Below are 11,907 nucleotides of genomic sequence, written 5' to 3'. Positions count from 1 at the left end.
AAAGCTTTCGCGTTTTTGCGAAACTGCGACGGTAGCGGGTGCCTTGAAAGGGTCCAAGCCGTTCCGGCCAGTCGGTGGCCTCCCGAGCCAGGGCACCCGGCCAGCCATACTAGTCGAGTGGGGCTCTGGTTCGGAACGCTCATTGCATTGTTTTTGCTGATAGCGCCCGGGGCGATCATCGCACGTATCAGTCAGTTGTCTTGGCCGGTCGCTGTTGCGGTGGGCCCGGCGCTGACCTACGGCGTGGTTGCGCTCGCCATTATTCCGTTTGGTGCCATCGGAATACCGTGGAACGGCTGGACCGCGCTGGCCGCGTTGGTCGTCATGTGCCTGGTGATGACCGGTTTCCAACTGCTGCTCGGCCGCTACCGCGACCGCGACGCCGAGACCCGCAGGATCGGCCGCTGGCCGGCGATCACGGTGGCGGCCGGGGTGGCGCTGGGGGCCCTGCTCATCATGTGGGCCGCCTACCGCGGCCTGGACGGTCATTGGCAGACCATCCCGAGCACCTGGGATGCGGTGTGGCACGCCAACGAGGTGCGGTTCATCCTCGACACCGGCCAGGCGTCCTCCACCCACATGGGCGAGCTGCGCAACGTCGAGACGCACCACACGCTGTATTACCCGTCGGTGTTCCACGCGCTGACCGCGGTGTTCTGCCAGCTGACCGGGGCGGCGCCGACCACGGGCTACACGTTGAGCTCGGTCGCCGCATCGGTGTGGCTGTTTCCGACCGGCGCGGCGATGCTCACCTGGCGGGTGCTGCGCCCGACCTGGGACGAATGGCGCAGCGCGGGGGCCGCGGCGACCGCAGCCACGCTGGCCGCGTCGTTCACGGCGGTCCCCTATGTCGAGTTCGCCGTCGCCGCGATGCCCAACCTGGCCGCCTACGGCGCCGCGGTGCCGGCGTTCGTGCTGATCACCTCCACGTTGCGGCACCGCGACCGCATCCCCGCGGCCGTGCTGGCGCTGGTGGGTGTCATGTCGGTGCACATCACCGGCGGTGTGATCGTGCTGCTGTTGCTGCTGGCCTGGTGGCTCCTGGATGCGCTGTGGCGTCCCGTGCGCGGCAGGCTGGCCGATGTGGCGGCCCTGGCGTGCGTCGCGGTGGTGTCGGGGTTGATCCTGTTGCCGCAGTTCATCAGCGTGCAGGAACAGGAAGACATCATCGCCGGGCACTCGTTCCTCACCTACCTCAGCAAGAAGCGGGGGCTGTTCGACGCCGTCTTCCAGCACTCCCGCCACCTCAACGACTTCCCGGTCCAATACGGGCTGATCGCGCTGGCCGCCATCGGCGGTGTCATCCTGCTGGTCAAGCGGATCTGGTGGCCGCTGGCCCTGTGGCTGCTGCTGATCGTGGTGAACGTCGACGCAGGAAATCCGATCGGTGGCCCCGTCGGCGCGGTGGCCGGGATGTTCGGCGAGTTCTTCTACAAGGATCCGCGCCGGATCGCGGCCGCCACCACCCTGCTGCTGGAGCCGATGGCCGGCATCGCGTTGTTCGCGATCGTGATCGGCGTCGTGGCCGGGGCCCGACGGCTGTCGGACCGGTTCAAACCGCTGCCCGCCCCGGTCTGGGTGTCGGTCACCGCGGTGCTGCTGGTGGCGACCACGGTGCTCAGCGCGCGCCACTACCTCTATCGGCACCTGTGGTTGTTCGGCGACAAATACGACTCGGTGATGATCGACCAACGCGATCTGATGGCCATGGCGTATCTGGCCAAGCTCCCCGGGGCCCGCGAGACCCTGATCGGCAACGCCAACACCGACGGTACCGCGTGGATGTACGCCGTCGCCGATCTGCACCCGCTCTGGACGCACTACGACTACCCGCAACAGATGGGGCCCGGTCCCAACCGCTACATCTTCTGGACCTCGGCGCGGCGGGGCGATTCCGATCCGAGGGTCCTCGAAGCGATCAAGGCGCTAAATATCCGGTACATCTACACGAGTGCGCCGACTGTCCGGGGGTTCGCCGTACCCGACGGACTAGTGTCATTGGATAAGTCGAAGTCGTGGGCGTTGATCTACGACAATGGCGGCGCCCGAATTTATGAATGGCGACCAAGCGGCACGACGCCACACCCATAGTCCACGAAGGATGGTGAAGTTTTGAGTACCCGCAACGATGACGACGACGTCGAAATCATCGGCGGCGTCGACCCGCGGATGATGGCGATCACCGACGATGACTCCGACGAGCGCTCCCTGACCGATCTGGTCGAGCAGCCGGCAAAGGTGATGCGGATCGGGACCATGATCAAGCAACTGCTCGAGGAAGTGCGCGCAGCGCCGCTGGATGACGCCAGCCGCAACCGGCTGCGTGAGATCCACGCCACCAGCATCCGGGAACTGGAAGAGGGCCTGGCGCCGGAACTGCGTGAGGAACTCGACCGCCTCACCCTGCCCTTCAACGAGGACGCCGCGCCGTCGGACGCCGAATTGCGCATCGCCCAAGCGCAGTTGGTGGGCTGGCTGGAGGGGCTGTTCCACGGCATCCAGACCGCGCTGTTCGCCCAGCAGATGGCCGCCCGCGCCCAGCTGGAAAAGATGCGCCAGGGCGCGCTCCCCCCGGGCGTCGGCAAGGCGGGCGGCGCGCCCGGGCACGGCCAGTACCTGTAAGCGACCTCGAGTAGTTCACGGTGTCGGGTCCTCACATCAAGACGCACAACGCGTGGGTCGAATTTCCCATCTTCGACGCCAAGTCGCGTTCGTTGAAGAAGGCCTTCTTGGGCAAGGCGGGCGGCACGATCGGACGCAACAACTCCAACGTGGTCGTCGTCGAAGCGTTGCGGGACATCACCATGTCCCTCGAGCTGGGCGACCGGGTCGGCCTGGTCGGCCACAATGGAGCGGGGAAATCGACTCTGCTGCGCCTACTTTCGGGCATCTATGAGCCCACCCGGGGCTGGGCGCAGGTCACCGGGCGGGTAGCGCCGATCTTCGATCTCGGCGTCGGGATGGACCCCGAGATCTCCGGCTACGAGAACATCATCATCCGCGGCCTGTTCCTCGGGCAGACCCGAAAGCAGATGCAGTCCAAGGTCGACGAGATCGCCGAGTTCACCGAGCTGGGTGACTACCTGTCGATGCCGCTGCGCACGTATTCCACCGGCATGCGGGTCCGGCTGGCGATGGGCGTGGTCACCAGCATCGATCCCGAGATCCTGTTGCTCGACGAGGGATTGGGCGCGGTGGACGCCGACTTCATGAAGAAGGCGCAGTCGCGGTTGCAGGGGCTGGTGGAGCGGTCCGGAATCCTGGTGTTCGCCAGCCACTCCAACGAATTCCTGGCCCGGCTGTGCAAGACGGCGATGTGGATCGACCACGGTGTGATCCGCATGACCGGCGGCATCGAGGACGTCGTGCGGGCGTACGAGGGGGAGGATGCGGCCCGGCACGTGCGCGAGGTGCTGGCCGAGACGGCCGGACAGCCATGAGCGACACCGTCGTCGCCGTCGTCGTCACCCACCGGCGCCCCGACGAGCTGGCCAAGTCCCTCGATGTGCTGAGCACGCAAACGCGGCTGCCCGACCACCTCATCGTCGTGGACAACGATTTCTCCGGTGACGGCCGTGTCCGCGAACTGGTTGCGGGAAAACCCATTCCGACGACCTATCTGGGATCGCGACGCAACCTCGGCGGAGCCGGCGGTTTCGCGTTGGGCATGCTGCACGCGTTGGCCCTGGGCGCCGATTGGGTGTGGCTGGCCGACGACGACGGGCGCCCGCAGGATTCGCATGTCCTTGCCACCCTGCTGGCGTGCGCGGACAAGCACGGCCTGGCCGAGGTGTCACCCATGGTGTGCAACATGGACGATGCCGAGCGGTTGGCGTTTCCGTTGCGCCGCGGCCTGGTATGGCGCAGGCGCGCAAGCGAATTGCGCACCGAAACTGGGCAGGACCTGTTGCGCGGCATCGCGTCGTTGTTCAACGGCGCGCTGTTCCGGGCGGCCACGCTGGAATCGGTCGGTGTCCCGGATCTGCGGCTGTTCATCCGGGGCGACGAGGTCGAAATACACCGGCGGCTGGTGCGTTCCGGCCTGCCGTTCGGAACCTGCCTGGACGCGGTCTACCTGCACCCGTGCGGATCCGACGAGTTCCGCCCGATTCTCGGCGGCCGGATGCACACCCAATATCCCGACAACCCCACCAAGCGGTTCTTCACCTACCGCAACCGCGGCTACCTGCAGTCACAGCCGGGGCTGCGCAAGCTGGTGGTTCAGGAATGGGTCCGGTTCGGCTGGTTCTTTCTGGTGACCCGTCGCGACCCCCGTGGCCTGGCCGAGTGGATCCGGTTGCGGCGCTTGGGGCGTCGTGAACAGTTCGGGCGGCCTAGTGGGGATCGCGAGCGCGGCGGAGCCGGGCGAAGCGGGTCGCCACCATCCAGACCGGGAGGAGCCCGATGACGTTCCTTGACGCGGCGGCGCAGTCGCGGACATTCACCCGGGCCCGCCGCGACCTGGTCGACGGTTTCCGTCGTCACGAGCTCTGGCTGCATCTGGGCTGGCAGGACATCAAGCAGCGTTACCGGCGCTCGGTGCTGGGGCCGTTCTGGATCACCATCGCGACGGGCACCACCGCCGTGGCCATGGGTGGCCTGTACTCCAAGCTGTTTCACCTCGAGCTGTCCGTGCATCTGCCGTACGTGACGCTGGGCCTGATCATCTGGAACCTGATCAACGCCGCCATCCTGGAGGGCGCCGACGTGTTCGTCGCCAACGAGGGGTTGATCAAGCAGCTGCCCACCCCGCTGAGCGTGCATGTCTACCGACTGGTGTGGCGGCAGGTCATCCTGTTCGCGCACAACATCGTCATCTACGCGGTGATCGCGATGATCTATCCCAAGCCATGGTCGTGGGCCGACCTCGCGGTGCTCCCGGCGCTGGCGCTGATCGTGCTCAATTGCATTTGGGTGTCACTGTGTTTCGGCATCCTCGCGACCCGCTACCGCGACATCGGTCCGCTGCTGTTCTCCGTCGTGCAGTTGCTGTTCTTCATGACGCCGATCATCTGGAACGACGACACCTTGCGCCAGCAGGGCGCCGGGCGGTGGTCCCGCATCGTCGAACTCAACCCGCTGCTGCACTACCTCGACATCGTTCGCGCGCCGCTACTCGGGGCGCACCAGGAGCTGCGGCACTGGGCCGTGGTGCTGGTGTTGACGGCCGTCGGTTGGGTGTTCGCGGCCTTCGCGATGCGCCAGTACCGCGCCCGGGTGCCCTACTGGGTTTAGCGTTTCCCTGACTTGTCACAGGGCGGCGCTATCATCGAACGTATGTTCGAAGCAGTGCCGCGTGACCTGGCGTTTCAGGGCGTCGACGACGCCGGTGTGCTGGACCGCGTCACCGCGGCGGCCCGGGCGCAGAACGCGCACTGCGCGCGCGAGTTGGCGGCGATCGGCGAGCTGTATGCGCGTCGGGCGCCGGACGACGACGCCGACCGTTTCAATTGGGCGGTCGACGGACACGAGAACGTGGTCGCCGAGGTGGCGGCCGCGCTGGGCATCAGTCGGGGCCGCGCGTCCGGGCGCTTGCACTATGCGATCGCGTTGCGCGAGCGGCTGCCCCGGGTCGCTGAGGTCTTCGCCCAGGGCCACATCGATTTCCGGTTGATGGCGGCGGTGGTGTACCGCACCGAGCTGATCGAGGACCCCGAGTTGATCGCCCGGCTAGACGCCGCGGTCGCCCGGCACGCGCCGAAATGGATGCGGCTGTCGGGGCCGAAAATGGCCGAGCGCATTGACATGTGGGTGGCGCGCATCGATCCCGCAGGGGTGCGCGTGCCGGGGATGCGCAGTCAAGATCGCCGTGTCGAGATCGGGCCCATCAGCCCGGGGCTGGCCGAGATCTCGGCGAGGGTGCGTCCCACCGATGCCGCCGCGGTGGACCGCGCGCTCGACGCGTTGGCCGATTCGGTGTGCCGGAACGATTCCCGCACCAAGGCCCAGCGTCGCGCCGATGCGATGGGCGCGATGGCCGCCGGGCAGACGGTCTTGCGCTGCGACTGTGGCTGCCCGGATTGCCCTGCGGCGCAGCGGCCCCCGGGAACCAATGTCGTGGTCCATGTGCTGGCCGAGCCGGCCGCGGTCGGCGGCGAGGCGCGCGCGCCGGCGCTGCTGCCGGGGTTCGGTCCGTTGCCGACGGGCTCGCTGCGCGAGTTGGCTGGTGTCGCGAAGACCAAGCCGCTCTCGCCGCCGCCGGACCGGGCGGAGCCCGGGTACCGGCCGTCGACCGCGCTGGCCGAATTCGTCCGCTTCCGCGACCTGACATGCCGATTCCCCGGCTGCGACGCCCCGGCCGACGTCTGCGACATCGACCACACGGTGCCGTTTCCGCTCGGCCCCACCCATCCGTCCAACCTCAAGCTGCTCTGCCGCCACCATCACCTGCTCAAGACGTTCTATACGGGCCCCGACGGCTGGCGGGATCGCCAGCTGCCCGACGGCACCGTGGTGTGGACGTCGCCGACGGGACATACGTACATCACCAAACCTGGTGGCAGCCTGTACTTTCCGGCGCTGGCGGTCCCGACCGGGACGCTGTCACTGCCGGCCGTCGCGCCCGCACCCTCGCAGAACCGGGGGGTCATGATGCCCGTCCGGCAGCGAACCCGCGCCGAGGATCGCGCCGCCCGGGTCCGCTGGGAGCGCGGCATCAACGAGGCCCGCTTCAGCGCCGAGGCAGCGCGTCACGCCGAGCGGTCGGCGCCCCACAACAACGACCCGCCGCCCTTCTGATGTCCGGTTCTCCCGCAGATGGTGGCGGGTCGCTCATCGTGGTGTCACACTGGTACGCCACCTGAGCACACCGGGCGAAAGGTCCACGGACGTGAGCAAGAAAGCCCCATCGGCAGCGGACGCCGCGCGGAACAACCTCGAAGCCGAGCTGGACCGGCTGCGGCAGCGGCGCGACCGCCTCGAGGCCGAAGTCAAGAACGACCGCGGGATGGTGGGCGATCACGGCGACGCGGCCGAGGCGATCCAGCGCGCCGACGAACTCGTGGTGCTTTCCGACCGGATCAACGAACTGGACCGGCGTCTGCGGGCCGGGCCGCCGGACTCCGACTCCTCGGCGACGCTGCCCGGCGGCACCGAGGTGACACTGCGGTTCGCCGACGGCGAAGTGGTCACCATGCACGTGATCTCGATCGTCGAGGAGACGCCCGTCGGCCGGGAGGCCGAGACGCTGACCGCGCGCAGCCCGCTGGCCCAGGCCCTGGCCGGGCGCAAGCCGGGCGACACGGTGACGTACTCGACGCCCCAGGGCGAGAACCAGGTCGAGTTGATCGCGGTCAAACTGCCCCGCTGACGCTGCCCGCCGGTGCCCGGCGGTCCCGTTAGACTCCCCCAATGCTTCCCCCCGAGTCCCCGGCCGCGCCGGCGCGCCTGAGTCTGACGACACAGGTCACGCGCTTCGTCGTCACCGGCGGCCTGGCGGGGATCGTGGACTTCGGGCTCTACGTGCTGCTGTTCAAAGCGGCGCACGTACAGGTCGACGTGGCCAAGTCCATCAGCTTCATCGTCGGCACCATCACCGCCTACCTGATCAACCGCCGGTGGACCTTCCAGGCGCCCCCCAGCACCGCCCGGTTCGTCGCGGTCATGGTCCTCTACGCCATCACCTTCGCCGTGCAGGTCGGGCTGAACCACCTGTGCCTGGCGTTTCTGCACTACCAAGCGTGGGCGATCCCTGTCGCGTTCGTGATCGCGCAGGGCACCGCGACGGTGATCAACTTCGTCGTGCAGCGGGCCGTGATCTTCCGCATCCACTGAGCCGCCTCCGGCCCAGCCCGGATCGCCCGCCTCCTCAGCGGGGCGCCTGCGTCCCGCATCGCCGCCGGAGCAGGCGGTACCCTCTTTGACGATGTCGAGCACCGATCCCGTGACCAAGCCCACCCGGCTGATGGGCTTTGGGCGCACCGCACCGTCGGTGGCCCAGGTGCTGTCCACCCGTGATCCGGAGGTGATCGCCAAGGCGGTGGCCCGGGCGGCCGGCTCGGGCGGCCGGGGCGTGATCGCCCGCGGGCTGGGCCGCTCCTACGGCGACAACGCGCAAAACGGCGGCGGCCTGGTGATCGACATGACCGCGCTCAACCGCATTCACTGGATCAGCGCCGACACCCGGCTGGTCGATGTCGACGCCGGGGTCAGCCTGGACCAATTGATGAAGGCGGCGCTGCCGTTCGGGCTCTGGGTCCCGGTGCTGCCGGGCACCCGCCAGGTCACCGTCGGCGGGGCGATCGCCTGCGACATCCACGGCAAGAACCATCACAGCGCGGGCAGCTTCGGCAACCACGTGCGGTCGATGGACCTGCTCATGGCCGACGGCTCCGTGCGCACCATCACCCCCGACGGCGACGACGCCGAGCTGTTCTGGGCCACCGTCGGGGGCAACGGCCTGACCGGGATCGTGCTGCGCGCCACCATCGCCATGACGCCCACGGAGACGGCCTATTTCATCGCCGACGGCGTGGCCACCAAGGATCTCGACGAGACGGTGGCCGTGCACCTGGACGGCAGCGAAGCCAACTACACCTACTCCAGCGCGTGGTTCGACCTGATCAGTCCGCCCCCGAAGCTCGGCCGGGCCGCGGTCAGCCGCGGCAGCCTGGCGAAGCTGGACCAATTGCCGAAGAAGCTCGCCAAGAACCCGCTGAAATTCGATGCGCCGCAGCTGCTGACGGTGCCGAACGTGTTTCCGGTGAGCGCGATGAACAAGCTGTCGTTCATGGCCATCGGCGAGACGTATTACCGGCTGGGCGGAACCTACTCGGGCAAGATCCAGAACCTGTCGCAGTTCTACCACATGCTGGATCTGGTCAGCGGCTGGAATAACGCCTACGGCCCAAGGGGTTTCGCCCAGCATCAGTTCCTGGTCCCGCCGAACGCGATGGACGAATTCAAGGACATCATCCGCTGGATCCAAACCACGGGCCACTACTCGGCGCTGAACGTGTTCAAGCTTTTCGGCCCGGGCAACCGCGCACCACTGAGTTTCCCGATGGCCGGTTGGAACGTCGCGATGGACTTCCCCAACAAGCCCGGGATCAACGAGTTCCTCAACGAACTCGACCGGCGCGCACTGGAATTCGGCGGACGGGTCTACACCGCCAAGGACTCCCGTGTCAGCGCAGAAACCTTCCACGCCATGTATCCGCGCATCGACGAATGGATCGCGGTACGCCGCAAGGTCGACCCCTTACGGGTGTTCGCCTCGGACATGGCCCGACGTTTGGAGCTGCTCTAGATGGTGCGCCAATGGTTTTAGACGCCGTGGGGAATCCGCAGACGATCCTGCTGCTCGGCGGCACCTCCGAGATCGGGCTGGCCATTTGCGAGCGCTACCTGCAGAACGCGCACGCGCGAATCGTGCTGGCCGCCATGCCCAACGACCCGGGCCGCGACGCCGCCGTGGCGCAGATGAAGGCCGCCGGCGCGCGGTCGGTGGAGCTGATCGATTTCGAGGCCACCGACCCCGACACCCACCCGAAGATGATCGATCAGGCGTTCGCCAACGGTGATGTCGATGTGGCCATCGTCGCCTTCGGCATCCTCGGTGACGCCGAGGAGCTGTGGCAAAACCAGCACAAGGCCGTGCTGGCCGCCGAAATCAACTACACCGCAGCGGTTTCGGTGGGCGTGCTGTTAGCCGAGAAGATGCGGGCGCAGGGCTTCGGCCAGATCATCGCGATGAGTTCGGCGGCCGGTGAGCGGGTGCGACGGTCCAACTTCGTCTACGGCTCCACCAAGGCGGGCCTGGACGGCTTCTACCTGGGGCTAGGAGAAGCGTTGCGCGAGTTCGGGGTTCGTGTCCTGGTGATTCGCCCCGGCCAGGTGCGTACCCGGATGAGCGCGCACGTCAAGGAAGCGCCGCTGACCGTCGACAAGGAGTACGTCGCCAACCTCGCGGTCACCGCGGCCGCAAAGGGTAAGGAATTGGTTTGGGCACCAGCAGCATTCCGTTACGTGATGATGGTGTTGCGACACGTCCCGCGTCCCATCTTCCGCAAGCTGCCAATCTGATCATGCGCAACGCGCTGGCCACCCTCGGCCAGATGGCCTTGGCGGCGCTGGTTGCGGTGGCCGTCGCGGTGGTGTCGCTGATCGCCATCTCTGGCGTGCAGTGGCCGGCCTTTCCGTCGTCCAACCAACTGCACGCGCTGACCACCGTCGGGCAGGTCGGCTGCCTGGCCGGCCTGGTCGCCACCGGATGGGTGTGGCGGCGCGGGCACCGGCTGATCGCCCAGCTGGGCGGGCTGGTGTTCGTGTCCGCGTTCACTGTCGTCACCCTGGGCATGCCGCTGGGGGCCACCAAGCTGTATCTGTTCGGCATCTCCGTCGACCAGCAGTTCCGCACCGAATACGTCACCCGGCTCGCCGACAGCCCCGCCCTGCGCGACATGACCTACCTTGGGCTGCCGCCGTTCTACCCGCCCGGCTGGTTCTGGATCGGCGGGCGCGCGGCGGCGCTGTCCGGGACGCCGGCGTGGGAGGTCTTCAAACCGTGGGCCATCACCTCGATCGCCGTCGCGGTCGCGGTCGCGCTGGTGCTGTGGTGGCGGATGGTCCGGTTCGAGTACGCGCTGATCGTCACCGCCGCGACGGCCGCGGTCACGCTGGCGTACGGCTCGCCCGAGCCCTACTCGGCAATGATCACCGTGCTGTTGCCGCCGGTGCTGGTGCTGACCTGGTCGGGGCTGCGGGCCGCGGACCGTCCGGACGCGGGCCGGCGCGCGGGCTGGGGCGCGGTGATCGGCGCAGGGATTTTCCTGGGGTGGACGGCCACCTGGTACACGCTGCTGTTCGGGTTCAGCGCGTTCGCGATCGGGCTGATGGCGCTGTGGCTGGCCGGGGTGCGGTGGCACCGGGACGGCGTGAAGGCCGCGCTCGATCCGCTGCGACGCCTGGCGGTCATCGCCGGCATCGCCGTGGTGATCGGCTGCACGACCTGGTTGCCGTTCCTGGTGCGAGCGGCGCGCAGTCCGATCAGCAACACCGGGGGCGCCGCCCACTACCTGCCGGCCGACGGGGCCGAGCTCACCTTCCCGATGCTGCAGTTCACGCTGCTCGGTGTGGTCGCCATGATCGGCACCCTGTGGCTGGTGGTGCGGGCGCGCTCCTCGGTGCGGGCCGGTGCGCTGGCCATCGGCGTGGTGGCGATCTACCTGTGGTCGCTGTTGTCGATGCTCACCACGCTGGCGCGCGTCACTCTGTTGTCGTTCCGGCTGCAGCCGACGCTGAGCGTGCTGCTGGTGGCCGCCGGGGCCTTCGGTTTCCTCGAGGCGACGCTGGCCCTCAAGCCGCGCGGCCGCGCGATCGTCCCGGTGGCCGGCGCCATCGGCCTAACCGCCGCGATCGCGTTCAGCCAGGACATCCCCGACGTGCTACGCCCCGACCTCACCATCGCCTACACCGACACCGACGGCAACGGGCAGCGCGGCGACCGGCGGCCGCCCAGCGCCGAAAAGTTCTATGCGACAATCGATCACGACATCACGCAGGTGACCGGCAAGCCGCGCGACCAGACCGTGGTGATGACGGCCGATTACAGCTTCCTGTCGTTCTACCCCTACTGGGGATTCCAGGGGCTCACCTCGCACTACGCCAACCCGCTCGCGCAATTCGACCTGCGGGCCGCGCAGATCGACAAGTGGTCCAAACTCAAGACCGCCGACGAGCTGATCCACGCCCTGGATGCCTGCCCCTGGCCACCTCCGACGGTCTTTTTGATGCGCCGCGGTGCTAACGGCAACTACACCCTGCGGCTGGCCGAGGACGTCTACCCCAACCAGCCCAACGTGCGCCGCTACACCGTCGATCTGCGCGGCGCCCTGTTCGACAGCCCGCGCTTCGACGTCCGCAGCGTCGGCCCCTTCGTGCTGGCCATCCGCAAACCGGGGGCGTAAC

At 67.9% G+C, this 11,907-nt stretch carries 11 protein-coding genes; all 11 read left to right on the top strand.

The window, feature by feature from the left end:
- The first annotated feature begins 117 nt into the window (after positions 1-117).
- The 11 genes from W7U_RS22670 (at position 118) to W7U_RS22620 (ending at position 11,906) form a co-directional block, all read left to right on the top strand.
- The gene (locus tag W7U_RS22670; RefSeq protein WP_008263079.1) at positions 118-2,091 is read left to right on the top strand and encodes a DUF6541 family protein; all 1,974 of its coding nucleotides are present in this window, start codon (positions 118-120) and stop codon (positions 2,089-2,091) included.
- A gap of 78 nt (positions 2,092-2,169) precedes the next feature.
- Positions 2,170-2,622, top strand: coding sequence for a bacterial proteasome activator family protein (locus W7U_RS22665; protein ID WP_225323837.1), 453 nt, complete (start codon positions 2,170-2,172; stop codon positions 2,620-2,622).
- A 20-nt stretch (positions 2,623-2,642) separates the two neighbouring features.
- Positions 2,643-3,440, top strand: coding sequence for an ABC transporter ATP-binding protein (locus W7U_RS22660; protein ID WP_008263074.1), 798 nt, complete (start codon positions 2,643-2,645; stop codon positions 3,438-3,440).
- Positions 3,437-4,408 carry a glycosyltransferase family 2 protein gene (locus tag W7U_RS22655; protein WP_008263072.1) on the top strand — a complete coding sequence of 324 codons (972 nt, stop codon included), beginning with the start codon at positions 3,437-3,439 and terminating at the stop codon, positions 4,406-4,408. The genes W7U_RS22660 and W7U_RS22655 overlap by 4 nt, the downstream gene beginning before the upstream one ends.
- Positions 4,405-5,235, top strand: a complete 831-nt coding sequence (locus W7U_RS22650; protein WP_008263070.1) for an ABC transporter permease — start codon at positions 4,405-4,407, stop codon at positions 5,233-5,235. The genes W7U_RS22655 and W7U_RS22650 overlap by 4 nt, the downstream gene beginning before the upstream one ends.
- A gap of 42 nt (positions 5,236-5,277) precedes the next feature.
- Positions 5,278-6,738, top strand: coding sequence for an HNH endonuclease signature motif containing protein (locus tag W7U_RS22645; protein WP_008263069.1), 1,461 nt, complete (start codon positions 5,278-5,280; stop codon positions 6,736-6,738).
- 91 nt (positions 6,739-6,829) lie between these two features.
- The gene (locus W7U_RS22640; RefSeq protein ID WP_008263067.1) at positions 6,830-7,309 is read left to right on the top strand and encodes a GreA/GreB family elongation factor; all 480 of its coding nucleotides are present in this window, start codon (positions 6,830-6,832) and stop codon (positions 7,307-7,309) included.
- Positions 7,310-7,350: 41 nt separating this feature from the next.
- Positions 7,351-7,773, top strand: a complete 423-nt coding sequence (locus W7U_RS22635; RefSeq protein ID WP_008263066.1) for a GtrA family protein — start codon at positions 7,351-7,353, stop codon at positions 7,771-7,773.
- Between the two features lie 91 nt (positions 7,774-7,864).
- Positions 7,865-9,247, top strand: coding sequence for an FAD-binding oxidoreductase (locus W7U_RS22630; protein WP_008263065.1), 1,383 nt, complete (start codon positions 7,865-7,867; stop codon positions 9,245-9,247).
- A gap of 11 nt (positions 9,248-9,258) precedes the next feature.
- On the top strand, positions 9,259-10,023 hold the full coding sequence (locus W7U_RS22625) for a decaprenylphospho-beta-D-erythro-pentofuranosid-2-ulose 2-reductase (RefSeq protein WP_008263064.1): 765 nt from the start codon (positions 9,259-9,261) through the stop codon (positions 10,021-10,023).
- 2 nt (positions 10,024-10,025) lie between these two features.
- Positions 10,026-11,906 carry a galactan 5-O-arabinofuranosyltransferase gene (locus W7U_RS22620; RefSeq protein WP_008263063.1) on the top strand — a complete coding sequence of 627 codons (1,881 nt, stop codon included), beginning with the start codon at positions 10,026-10,028 and terminating at the stop codon, positions 11,904-11,906.
- Position 11,907: the final 1 nt, after the last annotated feature.

The sequence above is a fragment of the Mycobacterium sp. H4Y genome (assembly GCF_000364405.1).
Taxonomy (GTDB): domain Bacteria; phylum Actinomycetota; class Actinomycetes; order Mycobacteriales; family Mycobacteriaceae; genus Mycobacterium; species Mycobacterium intracellulare.
This window is presented reverse-complemented; position numbering and strand designations above follow the sequence as displayed.

Coding starts and splice junctions, on each gene's coding strand:
- W7U_RS22650 (WP_008263070.1), top strand. CDS start 4,405: ATGACGTTCCTTGACGCGGCGGCGCAGTCGCGGACATTCACCCGGGCC.
- W7U_RS22655 (WP_008263072.1), top strand. CDS start 3,437: ATGAGCGACACCGTCGTCGCCGTCGTCGTCACCCACCGGCGCCCCGAC.
- W7U_RS22645 (WP_008263069.1), top strand. CDS start 5,278: ATGTTCGAAGCAGTGCCGCGTGACCTGGCGTTTCAGGGCGTCGACGAC.
- W7U_RS22630 (WP_008263065.1), top strand. CDS start 7,865: ATGTCGAGCACCGATCCCGTGACCAAGCCCACCCGGCTGATGGGCTTT.
- W7U_RS22635 (WP_008263066.1), top strand. CDS start 7,351: ATGCTTCCCCCCGAGTCCCCGGCCGCGCCGGCGCGCCTGAGTCTGACG.
- W7U_RS22620 (WP_008263063.1), top strand. CDS start 10,026: ATGCGCAACGCGCTGGCCACCCTCGGCCAGATGGCCTTGGCGGCGCTG.
- W7U_RS22665 (WP_225323837.1), top strand. CDS start 2,170: ATGATGGCGATCACCGACGATGACTCCGACGAGCGCTCCCTGACCGAT.
- W7U_RS22625 (WP_008263064.1), top strand. CDS start 9,259: ATGGTTTTAGACGCCGTGGGGAATCCGCAGACGATCCTGCTGCTCGGC.